The organism is Sphingobacterium sp. ML3W (genome assembly GCF_000747525.1).
Lineage (GTDB): Bacteria > Bacteroidota > Bacteroidia > Sphingobacteriales > Sphingobacteriaceae > Sphingobacterium.
On record NZ_CP009278.1, the window covers coordinates 4900824 to 4917718 of the forward strand.

A 16895-nucleotide genomic window follows, 5' to 3' on the forward strand; every position below is an offset into this window, starting at 1 on the left:
TAAGCACTATGAACAACAGGGTAAGACATATCATCGCGAATAGTATCAGTATCTTTCTGATCATCTTTTGGCTATATGTAGGCTTGGAGAAAGCGTGGAGCTGGAAGAATTTTCAGCTATCGTTACAGCAGCAGCCACTTCCAGATTGGTCGATTGGGGTCATATATTGGTTAATACCACTTGTCGAAATCGTCACAGGTGCACTATTAGCTTTTCGGATTAGTAAACTGAAGCGCTTGGGCTATTGGGGTTCTATCCTGCTCTTAACTACTTTTACCATCTTTATTGGGTTGGGTGTGGCTGGTGTGTATGAAAAAAGACCGTGCACATGCGCTTCGATTTTTTCTGGCATGTCTTGGGAATGGCATCTCGTGGTGAATATTATATTATTGAGCATATCTATACTGGGAATAATATTGCTTCGTCCTGCTTCCTTATCCTCAGGTGATAGCGAGCGATACAGCAAAAGTGTCCGGTTATTTATCTTATATCTAGCCCTTTCAACAATCGGCACGGTACAGAGCAGACCAATCGGGGTTAAAACAAATGCATTTGTGATACCCCAGAAAATGCAGCCCTACCCCAGTGGCGTGGTTCACTGCGCTATAGTAGCACGGTAACCAATTAAGAAATTGAAAATACAAAAATTATAAAAAACTAAAACAAACGAAATGAAAAATTTCATTCAAAAATATGCGCTGGCTATAGTAGCTGTCGCAACAATAGTAACATTTTCAGCTTATAAAGTAACGGGTACTAATGCTGCATTCGTAACTACCCCTATATATTTCCATGGCGATGCCACAGATCCAGATCAGGTTGCTGACGAAAGTAACTGGACTACAACTCCAAATGGCAAAAGCTGTAATGGAGATAACTTAGCATGCATGATGTTGGTGGAGAATACGGATCTCACAGGCAGTCAGCTAGACCCACTTAAAATAACACTAGATGCAATAGAAGGAGCATCTGCTCTAGGCTATATCCCTGAACATATTGGTGGTTCAGGATCGCCTAATCCAATAATTATCAATGAAAATTAATCATATACAATCACCTTATTAAACTCCAAAGCCCAACGATATGTTGGGTTTTGGAGTTTAATAAGGGTTTTGAGGTATACCTGAAAGCCGAACGACATCATCTGGCAACCGATGCGCATAGCGCTTATCATTGGGTTGCAGTTGATAATCGGCTCCAGCTATCGTTCTTTTCAAAACAATACCGTTGCCCTCCAAATTGAGTCTTTTGATATCGATAAAACGCAGTCCCCGAAACAAAAGTTCTTTTCTACGCTCCAATAAGATTTTCTTCAAAGCTTCCTCTTTATTAGCAAAAACATACGGAACAAAAGTACCTGTGGCATATCTTTTTTCCAACAATTTATTTAAATCACCTTGTGCCTCCACAAGTTTAGTCTGTCGAGCCAGACACTCAGCCCGAATCAACAGCATTTCATTATTAGCAATACCGCAGAACCAAATATCACTCCCAGTATAATTACCTTTAAAAGTCATCGTTCCTCCCTTCCCACTTTTGAAAAAAGTAACTTTTCTCAAATCGTTATCGTCATACAGCTGTAACAATTCAGGTGAAACATCGACATTAGATGAAGACACGAAGCCACTCGATTTCATTTCTTCATAAAAAACAGTTTCCTTATTAAATGCTGCAATTGGAAAATTGGCGCTAGGTTTAACATCCTCCAGTTGGTTAAAATCCAAAAGGACAGGATTTTCTCCCAACACCAAATCAGCATAATAATAAGCCGAATCATATTTAGCCATCGACAGATAAGTACGTGCAAGCACACCATACACCGCCTTCACGTTGGGTTGCAATACATGAACTGAATGCTCGGGGATTAAGTCCGACGCCTGCTTTAAATCGTCAATAACCTTACGGTAGCTCGCTGCTACTGTAGATCGTGTTGACTTTACATTAAAATCCGATGTGTTGCGTAGCACGATCCCCAAATCTTGTTGAGCGGTTGTTTGATCATAAGCTTTGGCGTACGTCCATAAAAGGGATAGATATTGATTGGCGCGATAAAAAGGAGCAGTCCCTTTCACCTTATCCCAAGCAACATCGTTTTCGGCTGTACGCTTCACCTTGGACAAACGATCCAACACCAGATTTGCATTGTAAACTACCGAATAAGACCTGCTCCAATCGCTACTGCTTAAGCTCTCATAAGGCTGCCAGCTATAGGCCAATTTATCTTGATCCCGCAATTTATTATAATTAGCATCCGAGAGGATATAATCATCTGTCATCTCCTCAATCCTACTACCCTTTTGATAGTTCATTGAACTGTTATTATCCAATATTTTCTGCAGGTCTACAATACTATTCGGCACGACCAGCCGGCTATCGGACTGCACATCTAAATATTGATTACAAGATAGCATACCAAACCCCAGTATAATACAGGCTCCAAATAATTTTATATTTTTATTCTTCATGATACATTCCGTTTTTAATAATCTACTTGAATACCGATTGAATAGGTCCGAGCAGGCCCTAATTGATAGGGATATTCCGGGTCGATATTTTCCTTATTTTTTGTCCAGATAACCCCCAAATTTGAAGCATTCAAAAACAAGCGTGTATTTAAACTTCTACTGCCCAAATTCCACTTTTTATTCCATGATGCCGAAATATATGCCAAGCGCAAATGGTCTGCCCGCAGAATGTTGAAGTCCGCATTTGCATAAAAAGGTGCAGCATCCGAGCTTGTCGGATAACCCATAGCTGGCACATTTGTCTGCAGTTCATCACCTGGCACTTTCCACCTTCTTTCATAATCCGGGTAAGCGCTACCAGAAGAGAACAACGAAGATGCTCGTGTAGTAGGCTTTCTAAAATAATAATCGCCCATATAATTGATGTTGATACTGAGATCCACATTCCGATAAGAAAAAGTATTGATCCAGTTACCGAAGACTTGAGGTTTAGAGGAACCAAAAAACCGTATTCCAGCACTATTTTCACCATTTTTAATCACATCATTCCGAATAGCTACATAATCCGTACTCGCAACTCCGTTCAAATTTCCTTGTGCTTTACCTTGAGTATCCAATCCCATCCAGGTATAGGCGGCTAAAGCATGTAAAGGCTTCCCTACAAATGGATTTTTCCTATTCCCATCTCCGATAAAGGTATTGATATTGCTTATGGTATTTAAATAGTATGCGGTTGTTTTATTCCGGTTTAGACTCAAGATTGTTCTCGTTTTCCATTTGAATGCCGAATTGATAATTAAAGCATTCAAATTCACATCCAGCCCTCTCCCCTGCATACTGGCCACATTTTTGGTAATTGTAAATCCCTTGCCCCAATTGGTATAATCGTATTCAGCAGGACCATATAGATCCTGACCATCCTTGATGTAATAATCCAGCGCTCCAGTCAACCTCCCTTTCCAAAGCGAAAAATCCATTCCAAAGTTCAGCGTACTCACCTGCTCCCAACGCAAAGAAGGATCATTGAGCGCATTCAGGTTTAAAGCCGGCAAATTCGTATACATAGCCGTTAGTGTGCCAGCGATAGGGTCTGGCGTTTTCCGAATATCCACATTGCCACTATAACCGAATGTCGCACGTATACGCCAAGAATCCATCCAATCGTATTTCAAAAAGCTTTCCTTGCTCGCCAACCATGCCCCGCCAACGGACCATAAGGGCGACCACTTTTCATTGGTATTTGCCCCAAAGATATTGGCGCCATCGCGGCGCATGCTGCCCGAGATACTGTATTTTTCTTTCCATATTGCACTCCAATTGGTGTAAAGAGAAACAAATCGATTGCTTTCCGTAAATGCAGTTGGACTTCCTGAAATATTCATCGGATAATTCACTGGTACTGAAGGAAATGCATTGACATAATCCACAGGCACACTCGTGGCTGGCAACTTATTGTAGCCAAACATCGAGTAAGATGAATAATCATTATCAAAAGTCCTACGTTCTGCACCCATCATCCCGATGATGTGATAATCTTTAATCTTCTTGTTAAAATTCAACTGCGCACGAAATGTCTTGGACGTACTTGAATTTAAACTGTTGTTTTTTATTCCACCCAACGGCACATTGTATTTCGTTGTATTGGTCGATGCATCGTACACACTAAAAGAATTGATCATAGATCGCGCAGCATAACTGTCCAACGTATTCAGCTGTATGCGCTCTTCCTGCTGATTGGCTAATTGAAAAGCCACACTAGCATCCAAGAAACTGAACAGTTGATAATTTAGGTTCACACTCGAATTATATTCCCTGATGTTCGTGGTATTTGTAGCCTGTTTATATTCCGACAATGGATAATAGCCCCAGTCCAGATAACCCTTAGGGTATGCGCTATCCATATACGATTTTTTATAACTATTATCAAAAGCCAATTCCCTACCTTGATTATCTAAAAATTGCATATAGGGGACGGTTTTAGTACCATAAGTCAAGCTATTATATCCTGGCAACCCTGCTGTATTTTTTTGATTGGTAAACAAGACATTGATATCTAACTGCAACTTATCGGTAGGCTTATAGCTGTTGGATAGACTGATGTTCAGTTTATCGCTATGCGCATCATTGAGCGTACGGTTGCGGTTATGCCCGACTCCAAAACTATAGGCATTCCGACCACCGCCACCCCGCACATTCAAACTATGCTGGTCGCTGTAACTGCGATGGTAAAAGCGGTCCATGTAATTTTGCACCCCATCTTGCACTAACATCTGATTCATCATGTTCGTCGAGTCTAATGCAGAGATAAAACCTCGTTTTCTTTGGTCAAAAAGATCAATAGCAGGAGTCATGGGATAGTAGGGCACATTGTCTAAATAGGGACTATAATAACCTTGATCAAACAGCATCTTTTCAATACCGATAAACTCACGATTGGACAGACGATATAGTTTGCCTAAATCTGGATTCTGTGGCAACAGCAGCGTACTGCTAAAAGAGACTTTTGGCTGCGATTGGTAAAACGCTCCTTTTTTCGAGCTGATGACGATGACACCATTCCCTGCTCGGGCACCCCAAATAGCGGCGGCAGCAGCATCTTTGAGTACAGTGACATTGTCAATGCTGCTGGGGTCAATATTTTCGATGTTACCATCATAGATAAACCCATCCAAAACAATCAAAGGGTCGCGCTGCCCATTGATGGTACTGAGGCCTCGAACAGATAGGTTCAACTTTTGCAAAGATCCGTCATTTGCGGGCCTATTGTCAAATCGGATTGCCGGTGTGATATTTTTCAACCGATCCAGGATATTACCCCCAGTCTGCTGGTTTAACATTTCATTAGAAATGACATCTACCGAACCCGTTATTTCATTGGCTTTCAATCTCTGGTAACCGGTCTGAACAATGACATCTTCCAATACATTGACCTTTCTATCCAAATAGATATTTGCTCCATTTACGAACTTCCCAACAGGTTCATTCTTATTCCAATAGCCAATAGAGCTAAACAGCAATGTATCTGTTAGCGCGTAGACTCCAATAGAAAATGTACCCTTTTGACCTGATTTTGTTGTACCACTTGGATAACGAATAGTCACATTTGCCAAAGGTTTGCGGTCTTCATTGGAGTACACCGTTCCCCGTACTGTGATAAACTTATTTCCCTGTGCTTGAACTTTAATCTGGAAAAAACTTAGGAATAAACTGGAAATAATAGCTATTATCCATTTTCTGTTAATATGAATCATATCATTTACAATTTAGCTTTGTAATATTCAGACATGTGTACCATCCCATTATTAAGTATTAGCGTATAATGTAATAATTGACTGGGCTGAAATAATGTGGTAAAGAACTCATCTTCCATTATAATTGGGGTATCCATCACATCGCCATATTCTTTTTCGAAACAATCCATCATCGCTTTTAGCTGCTTTTGGGTATCCTTACTTTTTTTACTGTGCACCACAAAAGACGCAAATTGGTCGGATGAAATGAGGCATATCTCGTAGAGTTTACGTAAGTCGGAATAAGAATTGGGATATGAAGCATCCCAAAAGAAAAAATAAAGTGTCTTGCCTTTGTACTCCGAAAGCTGATGCTCTTCTTGAGGTTTACCATTTAAGTACGAAAACTTAAAACGATGATTCCAAGCTTCTTCTGGTAAAAACTCATCTTTCTTTAAACCTAATTTAGTCTCTACTGACGTCGTGTTTTTATCTTGAGCAACGACTTCTTGAAAGGAAAGACACGCAATCAGTAAAAAGAAAGCCAGCAATTTGTGCCATAAGCATGCTGCACCAGCATTTCTGTTGTTATATTTATATGTTTTCATAATAGTATCGGTTAATTGATTTTTTTAAAATAAGGGTATTCGATTACCTTTTTAACAGATTTTAAGTGTAGACCTTTACTTGTTAAAAAAGACAGTTTTTGGGATAGAGAAAAATTGATAAAGCCTTTGGGAAGTAAAAGATTAAATTTGGTTCTATTTTCTTCGTTGAAAACGACTGGCCTGTCCAGATAAGGAAATAATAGATTTAAAAATTGGAACAGGACTATATTATTCAATTGCATTTCATCTTCACTCAATTCTTTTACTCTAAACGGCATTCCACCCTTTGATTCCAACTTGGAAAATGCCGGCAAGAGCTCCAGCTCATACACTTCCTGCAAATCCTTTTGTCGGATGACCTCCAATTGAAAAAAACGCATGACATCTGCTTTCACCAGCTCTCGCACCTCTTCTCGTTCAACGGAATCAGCACGATACATCTCGTACCAGTACGTATCATTTAATGCTTGACACATCTGGAAATGATTGCCTTGATTTAATTGTGGGTCAAAAACATATTCATAAAAAACAAATCCTGTAAGTTCCTTATCAAATGCGTATTGCAAAATTGATTTTAGTGGGTGATTGCCCAATTGAAAAAATGTATGGCCCTGTTCATAATATATATTCCTTTGAGTTGGCATAAAATTAGGCTGGGGTTTTGCAAATATAGATGTTGATAACTTCCCTATTGAATCCACCAGCAATGGCCTATTGTTACGATCTTTATTGATGGTAACGCTCATATCGAGTACATCTACCTGCTCTCCTGCGATCAAGCTTTTCACTCTTTTCTCCAAATCATCACTTCCCTTATCCACACCCACCAATTTTCCTTCTCGATCCACCCAAGCATGCGTGGGAACCGTATTATGCGCGAATAATTGAGTAAAAATAGTATCATCTATTACCGACGGAAGTTCCATCTCATAATTATACGTTTTCTTGTAATTGTCAAATACAGCCTTCAGTCGCTTTGGGCTGTCTCTATTTCGCTTACTGTTCACCAAGATAACAGCCAAATCCTTTCCATATTTTTTTTGCAATTCTTCCATCTTTGGAAAACCATTAATACATGACGTACAGCTTGTTGCCCAAAAATCAAACAGGATAACTTTACCTTTAAGATCTTTAAATGGAATCGTTTTTGAACCTCCTTTTAAGTCGTGCAACACAAATGACATTTCCCAAACCGCATCAGGAATTGGATCGCCAGCTTTCAACGGTTTTAAATCCATTTGCACTTGTTTATTTACTTCCTTAGCTCCTTGTGCCCTACTCACCTCACTCCCAAACAGCAGTAATATGAATAGCACCATTTTACTATACCGATGAAAATGATAAACGCACTGGTGAAATACCTCCAGGAAATATTCCCAAAACAATAGCTTCTTTTTGTTCGTTATTTTCATATCGTTAAGACTTAAAAACTTTTAAACATAGCATCGACGCTCATTTCAGAATAGTATACCGCATCTTTATTGACCTGCGCATATTTCGGAAAAGCACCTACTCTGAACAGTTTATCCAAATTTGGATTACCGATGATACAGGCAATATCCATTTTAACATCAAACTCTTTTTTAAAGCGTTCTAGCGTAAGTTTTACTTTTTCTAGTGTCGCCTTATCCGTTTTACTGATAACCAGTATAACATTGGAATGCCGCCCCATTGCTTCTCTATAATCATAGATTCTTTTGAGGTCTGTATAATGCTCGGGATAGGAAGCATCCCAAAAGAAGAGCTGCACATAATTTTTGTTCATCTCCCTAAAAGTGCTGGTCTTATTGTTATCGCCATTAAAGTATTGGAGTTCCAGCGGCATGTCCTGCACTACATAGGGTAAAGGTTCATATGGTTTGATTTCTGGTAGGTCAAGTAGCTTGACCGGCTTAACTTCCACTTTCGATTGTGCACGTACACTATGGATATTTACAGTAATAATTGCTGCTACCACTAACACCTTCCCGACTAGCAAAAATCCTTCTCCGCCAGACTTAAATAACTTCTGAACCTTTGCCCAGACGCTACTTATATATATTTTAATTGTATTCATTTTTTCTAATTTTTAGGCATAAAGCTCCCCTGCCCCTAATACAGACCGAGGGTGACTCCTTCACAAAAGTCATTTTCCCCTCGGCTGAATGGGGATTTATAAACAGTAAAACTTTATCTTATTTTAAATTTGTACAGCTCGTCTGTTCGAGACCGATACTGTACTTACATTTGGTTTACTTTTCATGATCATCATCGGCTGTTCTTGCCAGATGAGTTCGACGGAAATTCCGTTCTTAGTTATCACCTGCCTGCTTTCTTTTACGATCGAAAGTTTCTCGACCCGCACGTGCAATTGAAACTCATCATTCAGATCATTCAATATCCGCTGCTGGTATTCCTCTCTTTCGGTATCGGCCGGTACAGTAAGCTCATAATCATACCGCTGTATTTCAGACGATCGCGAACGAACTCCAGTAGTCCTAACGGGGATAAACTTGGCTTTATCCTCGCCATGTACAATGATCTGCTCGGCAGGAAAGCTTAATGGCAAGCCTAACGCAAACAAATAGCATTCGTAAATAGCCATGTGTGCCAATAATATCCGAAGCACATCTTGGCCATCATCACGCACCACTGCCGTATAAGAACTGTCCCCTGCCTTCGATGGAGTCAGATACGAATAGTAGCGCTCCTTAGGCCGTTTATTCTGGATGTAAGTCGCATCTCCCGAATACAACCTTTTGAGTGGATCTAAGGATGGCAGCTTAAAATTTCGCACGGGTAATTGTGTTATCATAATTGGTTTTTTGATAATTGAAACACGATTTTCACTCAATAACGAAGACATTTCTTTCCCAGAGGATAGCGCATAGCTCTCCCTATAGCAAGTATTTTGCATTATTTTCGTTAGTTTGCGTTAAGCGTAATTTAGGCAGTAAGACTCTAGAAATCCACAACCCGTTTTCACGGCCTAACAGTTAAAAAATAAGATGGGAAAAATGCAATTATATGTCTTCATCACGTATTATAATTGGTCTTCGCGATTGCATTTTTAGGTACTAGAAGAAAATCTGATTCGATTATATATAGAAAAACTATACATCTCTTAAGCGAAATCATTGTTTGGCAAGGAATATTTCATTACTTTTAATGTGTCAAGAAAAAAAGAAACAAAAAATCAAATGCTTATGGTACAATAACGCTAATACGAATCGGTAAAACCAGTAGGAACTAGGCTATTATAATGGCTATACACCATTATCGTGTGCTTTGTACTACCCTATCGGGTGGATATGCCCCTTTTGGTTTTTAATGTATACAAGCTACTCCGGTTGTCGGATCTTGTTTTTGTTCAACGCATTGATAGCGCTATGCCCAGCACGATCCTGGATCAGCTGAAACATGGGTGGATTTTTGGACTTTTTTCTTTTCATCATTTATTTGGTTACACAATTTGGTTAATGAAAATAAGTCTGTTGGAAGAGATTATGAGGCTTTATATAAAAGGTAAGCTCCACTATTTTTCCACCGCTAACGAGGTACGACGAAGAACCCAGAACGCGATTTCAAATAGGGGGAGCTCGCCCCTTCTAATTGTAAAAGTACAAAAAGCATGGGGGTTCACAAACCCTATCGTCTCGCGTTCTATGAAAATTCGTCGTTTTCGTTAACAAGACTCTAACCAGTGAACTGATTATAAATCAAATATAAGAATAAAATAAATGATTTGGAAGTTTTTAACCAAATAATTGAAAATAAATATAAGATGGGCTATTTAACACCGTTGGGAAGTTTTTTATTCAAAAACAAAATCACACAAAAGTATGTTTCAGACTCTACGGGGTTTACTACTACAAAAGTCAACAAGCTATACATAGAAAAAACAACTTTACTTTATGCAGATGAGTTTTATAGGGTAATAAAATCTACAACATTAGATTTTGACTATTCTTGTGAAGAAATTTTTAAAAATTCAAATAACAAAGAGTTTAACAATAAATGGAAATCAACGCTTGGTATATTACTTTTTGATTATTTCAAACCTCAAAACTATATTGAAGATAATACTGGAATTGATAACGTGAGACTTAATAAACTCCTAACTGATCCAAAAAAACGACCTTACGCAGAAGAACTAAACAATGTTGCTAAACTAATGGGAATTAAACCAAGCCAACTTTTCGAATATTTCTACGGTGATGGTGAACGTCCGGTTATTGGCCTGTTACCAAAACCAGATAAAAAGGAAAATGAGGGATAAGACAGATTATAAAAATCTTAAAATAAACATTAAATTCAGTCCATAAACACGTTTTTTTGAAATAACCAATATATTTTTATGATAATTAATACATTAGACAACGGCAAAATACTAAAAGAACAGTTCAATATATTTTTACCTGGCCTAACAGTATTAACTGGAGAAAATGGTTCTGGTAAAACACAATTCTTAGAAAGTATTCGAGATAATGCACACGGTTATTGGGAAAGACATGATCTTGCAATGATGAATAATCCTCAGGTAGAATCTAAAATGATTTTTCCAATAATCTCTGATGAAAGGGATAGAACTTAAAGATATCCATTATTCCTACCCTGGATTAAAAAGTTCAGAATTTGAATACACCGAAAATCAATCACTCATACAGACAATCAAAAAACAATGGGACATTTTAAACCCTATTTCAAAATGTTTTAGTTCGATAAAGGACAAAATATTCGAAAGTGAACAGGCTGAATTAGTAGCACTAAATAGTGCAATTGAGGTATTTGCTAAATCTTTACATACGAGTCCAAATAATATATCTTCATCCTCTATTAGAAAGGCTAATACACATGAATTGAGCCAATTAAAAATTCTCGCTCAACAAACAAAAAAAAGCATTGATAATTTAACCTTTATTGATTTTCTGATATTCTATAGCGTTCCTACCCATATCTTTTCTTCTGCATTGGATCTACTCTTTCACCAGTTCCATTTAAAACAGAAGTACTATTCTGCATTGACGGAAAAAATTTCTACCCCATGGGATGTGTTTAACGAAATACTTATTAAGGCTAAATTCAAATATAAAGCAGAATATGTACCTTCAAAAAACGAAGAAACACCTCCTCCTGTTACTTTCGTGGATAATGAGAATGGAAAACCAGTACCAATTAATAGCCTTTCGTCTGGAGAGAAAACGATTATGGCACTAATTTTTGTATTATATCACGCTTCAAGTAATGGTAATTTTCCTGAAGTTATATTATTTGACGAACCAGATGCCCATCTCCACCCGTCCTTAACACAACTATTTATCAATGTTATTCAAGAGACATTAGTTAACGAACAAAAAGTTAAAGTCATATTAACAACACATTCACCATCTACAATCGCTCTCTCATCACCAGATGCCATATATAGGATGGACCGTTTATTGGGATATCCTGTTAAAGAAGACAGAAATAAAGCAGTACAAGCATTGAGCGATGGCTTGGCCTCAATATCTATGGAAGATGGAAATTTAGGGATAGTTTATAACTTAGAAAATACAGATAAGCACATCGTATTTACAGAAGGAATTACCGATAAAATAATCCTCGAAATAGCATGGAATAAACTTTACCCAGATCAGACTATGCCATTTTTTATCCAAGATTGTTTCTCTGCAAGTTTTTTGGGTATGCTGTTTAATGGAGGGGATCAAACTCCTGATGGAATATTTATCCAATTTCCGCAGAAAAAACTGATCGCATTATTTGATTTCGATCAGGCCGGTTATTCTAACTGGAAAAGGGAAAAGAAATTTCCTCATTTAGTGGAACTGGATCCAGTAAAATGTCTGACGCGCAGTAACGGTCAAAATGCCTACCTTCTCTTATTACCAGCAACACAAGATCAAAAAATAATGAAATTGGCAATAAAAAACGATGATGAAACTTTCGAGGAAAAATCGCATTTAACAGTTGAATCATTATTTCTTAATGCCCCTAGTTTCATAGAAACTTATTTTTCAGAAGAAGCAATGCCAGGTGGAGGGACAATATATCTTTTCAAAGGGAACAAACGAAAATTTGCAGAAAACCTAAAGGAACTTGATTCGGTTCATTTCAAAGAGTTCACTGCTTTATTTGATAAATTACAATTGTTGATATCAGACTAGAGCAACTAAATAGGTTATACAAAAAAGATATTGTTCTAACACTAGCATTCAGATTAGAATCATATATATTCTTTAAATAATAATTCCTTGTAACATTATTATAAATATTAAAAATATTAAAAATAAATCAAAAAAAAATTATTCAGTTATTTTAAGCTTTTTCTTCATTTAAGCGATAGTTCTTGTATATTTGAACCATGACTTAGTATATACATCATTCGTTCGACATAGAGCTTTAATACTATGAACTCTAAGCCTATAATTTGTAGCATCTCCTTTATCAACACTTGCACTACAAACTATATCATCAATAAGACCACCAATTTGGAAATTAAACTTTTCGTGATTATGTTTGTTCTATACGTACAAATGGAACGTACACGTGCCGCCAATAACACACACTGAAATACTGTATTAAAATTGAATCCTTGTGAAAAATTCTAAGGGATTCTTTGCATATAGTATTGATATGAAATATTGAAAAAATAATATTATGAAAGAGATGTTAGATAATCTAAAGAATTTCCTCGCTACTAAAAGTAGAGATGAAGTGATGGAAATTTGGTCTTCCGGCAACTATTTAGATAAAGGAGGGCTTAAAGTTACTGAGTTCTTATCAAGTAAAAGATGCAGTATAACTTTCACAAATGAAAAAAATAATTTTGAAAGCTTCAAGATTAACAATAACTTAGGTTCGAATTCATATTCGAACCTTTTTTATTTAAATCAGTCCAATGCAACCAGCATCTTTCAAAATTTCGAACTACAAGTTCACTAAAACATTATTAGATTTTTCTTTTTATAAAGAAGGTGAAATCGATGTTTCTTTTGCTGTATCAGGCACTTTTATAAAATCAAGATCCATTTTTGAATTAAGGTTTGCAATAATTGCGAAAAGTGAAGGAGTTACTGACGCATTTGTATCAGTTGATTGCGAAAGTATTTTCGATTTTACCAATGTTTCAAGCCTTTCAGAAGTTCCAGATTATTTCTATACAAACAGTATTGCAATTCTTTTTCCATATCTAAGGGCTTATATAAGTACAATTACTGTCCAATCAAATATTCGTCCCATAATTCTTCCAACCTTGAATTTATCAGATTTGAATGCGCCTTTAAAGCAACATACTAACGAGATAGATTAGAAATTAAGGAATGGTAAAGGATATTTTCCACACATTAAATTTCAGAGGGAATAATGAAGAAGTGTTAGCTCATGGTCCCTATATATGCAATCGCGATGACGCGTGGCTATCTCCTGGATATTACTTTTGGGAAGAGTCAATAAAAGCTGCACATTATTGGGGCACTAATAGATTAAAAGCTGATTATATCATCTTCAAAGCAGAGTGCTTAATTGACGATGATAATTGTTTGGATCTAGTTGGCAATGTTAAACATCGAGATGGCTTTAGTGATTTATTTAACGAGCTTAAAAATAATGGCTACGTTACCGAGGATACAACTGTAGGTCATGTAATAGATTTCCTTCGTAAATCTGGTAATTTTTCATTTGCATCAAGTAGAATAGATAGTACAGATGCTTTTAAATATTATATTGAAGATCCTGATCAAACAAAAGTGCTAAAGTTTGATAAAAATTTTACCCACGTAAAATTGAATTTAAGCTTAGTTGTTCAGTTATGTATTTTTGATTTAGAAGGAGTAATCTTCAGCAGTTTCCAATTAGTGCATGATTCCACAGATGGCGATGTAGCATAAAAAATGAAGGAGACAATGTTTTTAAGAGCAAGAGTAAACACCCAACCAACTTTTCGACTCGTTCAAGATTAATAATATATTTTCTTTATCAATATCATAAATTATCCGCAGACTTTAGGTTCTAACTTTAAACAAGTAACACAGTGACGAGTAACGCAGTAACAATCAGTCTAACTTATTCACCTAATAAAATTAAAAAACGATGAACGTCCTGTTATAGGTTTTTTCCTAAGCCATGGAGATGATAGTGGGGGATAAGGTGATTGATAGTTGAGAGGAGAAGGAATTAAAAAAAATAAATTGTACCAACTTTTTGAAAGATGAGTTAGTATCGGAACTATCTTGATATTAAGATAAATTTTCTATATCATCAATATCTTTCGGTCTATTACTTTCTTTTTTTGCTGCGATCAATTGAGTTTTATGCAATGTTCTTATTTTTAAATCATCATCTTCAAAAAATATAGATTTATCATAATTTTCATTAAAATCTAAACCTTTTACTTTAACCATAATATCAATAGCAACTGGTGGAACGCCAAATGTAAAAACATCCCATATAGGATGAGACAAAAAGTTATCTTTAGTCATATCAAATACTGGCATACCAAATTCTAGAAATGCATTCGTCAATCTTGAATAATTTATTTCTGATCGTTCTACCCAAATATCCATATCTCCAGTAGTTCGAGAATAACCATGCAAGATAACTGCAAAACCACCGACTAGAATATATCTTACCTCATGCTTATTCAATGAAATTAGAAAATCTCTAAAATCCTCATTAAAAATATTCCCCATAGTCAATTATGTCCTTGAAGTTGCTTTAAACCTTGTTTTATCCATCCTAGGTGGATTATCGAGCGAAAAATTAAAAGCAATACTATTAAGGTAAAATGCTATTTGAAGACGTTGTTGCCAACTCAATTTTATATAATATTGAGCATGATTTGCAGCCTCCACTGCAGATTGCGCTTTAAAAGCAGTTCTATCCATTCGAAATGTCATCATAAAACAAATTTAAATAATAAAGTCCATAATATATTACAAAGTCAACGTTGATAAAAGAACGAAAAATTTAATGTTTTCATATGGGAACCTCAAAAACTACATTTTCTGAATGAAGACACGTAACAACTTAAATTTTCGAGAATTAATAGTTTTTGGAAATTTGGGCGGTCATTTCAAACTTATTTGCCTATCTTATTATTTATAAATACCCCCCCCCTTTGGCAAAGAGGGTTATTTCACTTGATTATATTCTACCTACAATAGTAAATAATGGGGCTTCACATTTGAAGTCCCTTTTTGGATAAAAGAGGTTTGACCATAGGATTCCACCTCCAGATTCACGAATTGGTATTGCATACTGAATTATTCAAGCCAGCTCTTCGAATAGTTAATGATAAATAAGATTTGGTTTTGATCGGCATCATAGATTATCCGCAGACTTTAGGTTCTAACTTTAACCAAGTAACACAGTGACAAGTAACGCAGTAACGATCAGTCTAACTTACTCACCTACTAACATTAAGAAATGACGACCGTCCTGTAATAGGATTACCTAAGCCAGCTGATGGAGATGAAAGTGAGGGATAAGGTATATTCATACTTTTTTCAGTATCTTAGATATTGAGAACCAATTATATCACAAATTTCAAATCACAAATAGTGTAGAATGAACATCAATACAAATTCTTATAAAAAATGGCTAGAAGAAATTAAGTTAAAAATAAAAACAACTCAACTTAAGGTCGCTATTAGCGCCAACTCCCAATTAATAGAACTTTATTGGAATCTAGCATCTGACATTATAAGAAAACAAGTTGAATCAAATTGGGGTGATGCAATTTTAGAATAATTGTCTATTGATTTAAAACTGAATTTCCCAAATATTAATGGTTTTTCCAGACGAAATCTTTATGCTATACGTCAATGGTATTTATTCTACAATCAACTATATGACTTTGTGCCACAACCTGTGGCACAAATCCCATGGGGACATAATCGACTTATTATAAGTAAAATAAAAAATATTGAAACAGCTATATTCTATTGCAGAGCTATAGTCGAAAATGGATGGACAAGGGACAATCTTGAATTAGCTATAAAAAATAACTACTACGAAGCAAAAGGTAAATCTATCACAAACTTTGAACGTACATTACCGCAACATCAATCCGGGTTAGCAATAGAAACATTAAAAAATCCCTACAATTTTGATTTCCTTGGACTAGAACAGTACGCACTAGAAAGGGAGGTAGAAGGTGCAATGATGGAACACATAACGCAATTTTTAATTGAACTCGGTAAAGGATTTTCATTTGTAGGTCGTCAATACCAAATAATAGTAAATGATAATGAATATTACATAGATCTTCTTTTTTATCACTTACAATTGCGGTCATTTATAGTTATTGAACTAAAATCTGGAAAGTTTAAGCCAGAATATGCCGGAAAACTTAATTTTTATTTATCAGCTATAGATAGCCAACTAAAGCATTCATCCGACAATCCTTCTATAGGTCTCATATTATGTAAGGATAAAGATAAAGTTGAAGCAGAATACGCACTCAGAGATATTAACAAACCCATTGGCATCAGTGAATACATACTAACACAAGCATTACCAAAAGATTTTCAAAGTAAGTTACCAACTGTCGAACAATTAGAAAACCAGCTAGGCGAGGATTTAAATACCGTTGATTAAGCAGATGAGCATGAAGA

At 36.3% G+C, this 16895-nt stretch carries 17 protein-coding genes; 9 read left to right on the forward strand and 8 right to left on the reverse strand.

Annotated features, from left to right (window positions below):
• The first annotated feature begins 8 nt into the window (after positions 1-8).
• Both KO02_RS20825 and KO02_RS20830 read left to right on the forward strand, forming a co-directional pair.
• Positions 9-620, forward strand: coding sequence for a MauE/DoxX family redox-associated membrane protein (locus KO02_RS20825; protein WP_038701423.1), 612 nt, complete (start codon positions 9-11; stop codon positions 618-620).
• Between the two features lie 51 nt (positions 621-671).
• Entirely contained in the window at positions 672-1043 is a 372-nt protein-coding gene (locus tag KO02_RS20830) for a hypothetical protein (RefSeq protein ID WP_038701425.1), read from the forward strand.
• 57 nt (positions 1044-1100) lie between these two features.
• Here KO02_RS20830 and KO02_RS20835 read toward each other — a convergent pair whose 3' ends face one another.
• The 6 genes from KO02_RS20835 to KO02_RS20860 form a co-directional block, all read right to left on the reverse strand.
• Positions 1101-2465, reverse strand: a complete 1365-nt coding sequence (locus tag KO02_RS20835) for a RagB/SusD family nutrient uptake outer membrane protein (protein ID WP_038701427.1) — start codon at positions 2463-2465, stop codon at positions 1101-1103.
• Positions 2466-2479: 14 nt separating this feature from the next.
• Positions 2480-5716 (reverse strand): SusC/RagA family TonB-linked outer membrane protein, encoded by a 3237-nt coding sequence (locus KO02_RS20840; protein ID WP_038701429.1) that lies wholly within the window; start codon positions 5714-5716, stop codon positions 2480-2482.
• A 5-nt stretch (positions 5717-5721) separates the two neighbouring features.
• A complete protein-coding gene (locus KO02_RS20845) occupies positions 5722-6303 on the reverse strand; it encodes a hypothetical protein (protein WP_038701431.1) in 582 nt (193 codons plus the stop codon).
• 11 nt (positions 6304-6314) lie between these two features.
• On the reverse strand, positions 6315-7715 hold the full coding sequence (locus KO02_RS23040; protein WP_081918448.1) for a TlpA family protein disulfide reductase: 1401 nt from the start codon (positions 7713-7715) through the stop codon (positions 6315-6317).
• Positions 7716-7726: 11 nt separating this feature from the next.
• The gene (locus KO02_RS20855) at positions 7727-8359 is read right to left on the reverse strand and encodes a hypothetical protein (protein ID WP_038701433.1); all 633 of its coding nucleotides are present in this window, start codon (positions 8357-8359) and stop codon (positions 7727-7729) included.
• 123 nt (positions 8360-8482) lie between these two features.
• On the reverse strand, positions 8483-9199 hold the full coding sequence (locus KO02_RS20860) for a hypothetical protein (RefSeq protein WP_038701435.1): 717 nt from the start codon (positions 9197-9199) through the stop codon (positions 8483-8485).
• A gap of 828 nt (positions 9200-10027) precedes the next feature.
• Between KO02_RS20860 and KO02_RS20870 the strand changes: the two genes are divergently transcribed.
• From KO02_RS20870 to KO02_RS23045, 5 genes are all read left to right on the forward strand, one after another.
• The gene (locus KO02_RS20870) at positions 10028-10561 is read left to right on the forward strand and encodes a helix-turn-helix domain-containing protein (protein ID WP_144243374.1); all 534 of its coding nucleotides are present in this window, start codon (positions 10028-10030) and stop codon (positions 10559-10561) included.
• A 78-nt stretch (positions 10562-10639) separates the two neighbouring features.
• Positions 10640-10876 (forward strand): hypothetical protein, encoded by a 237-nt coding sequence (locus KO02_RS20875; protein ID WP_038701441.1) that lies wholly within the window; start codon positions 10640-10642, stop codon positions 10874-10876.
• Complete coding sequence (locus KO02_RS20880) at positions 10857-12446, forward strand: AAA family ATPase (protein WP_038701443.1); 1590 nt, start codon at positions 10857-10859, stop codon at positions 12444-12446. Before KO02_RS20875 ends, KO02_RS20880 begins: the two co-directional genes overlap by 20 nt.
• Positions 12447-13180: 734 nt before the next feature.
• Entirely contained in the window at positions 13181-13591 is a 411-nt protein-coding gene (locus tag KO02_RS20885; protein ID WP_038701445.1) for a protein-export chaperone SecB, read from the forward strand.
• Positions 13592-13601: 10 nt separating this feature from the next.
• The gene (locus KO02_RS23045; protein ID WP_051960145.1) at positions 13602-14168 is read left to right on the forward strand and encodes a hypothetical protein; all 567 of its coding nucleotides are present in this window, start codon (positions 13602-13604) and stop codon (positions 14166-14168) included.
• 348 nt (positions 14169-14516) lie between these two features.
• On the opposite strand, the gene KO02_RS20895 is transcribed toward KO02_RS23045, so the two are convergent.
• Together KO02_RS20895 and KO02_RS20900 are read right to left on the reverse strand one after the other, a co-directional pair.
• Positions 14517-14969 carry a DUF6036 family nucleotidyltransferase gene (locus tag KO02_RS20895; protein ID WP_038701447.1) on the reverse strand — a complete coding sequence of 151 codons (453 nt, stop codon included), beginning with the start codon at positions 14967-14969 and terminating at the stop codon, positions 14517-14519.
• A 6-nt stretch (positions 14970-14975) separates the two neighbouring features.
• Entirely contained in the window at positions 14976-15179 is a 204-nt protein-coding gene (locus KO02_RS20900) for a hypothetical protein (protein ID WP_051960147.1), read from the reverse strand.
• A 667-nt stretch (positions 15180-15846) separates the two neighbouring features.
• Between KO02_RS20900 and KO02_RS24415 the strand changes: the two genes are divergently transcribed.
• Both KO02_RS24415 and KO02_RS24420 read left to right on the forward strand, forming a co-directional pair.
• Positions 15847-16029 carry a DUF1016 N-terminal domain-containing protein gene (locus KO02_RS24415; protein ID WP_200878578.1) on the forward strand — a complete coding sequence of 61 codons (183 nt, stop codon included), beginning with the start codon at positions 15847-15849 and terminating at the stop codon, positions 16027-16029.
• Entirely contained in the window at positions 16030-16878 is an 849-nt protein-coding gene (locus KO02_RS24420; RefSeq protein ID WP_200878579.1) for a PDDEXK nuclease domain-containing protein, read from the forward strand.
• Positions 16879-16895: the final 17 nt, after the last annotated feature.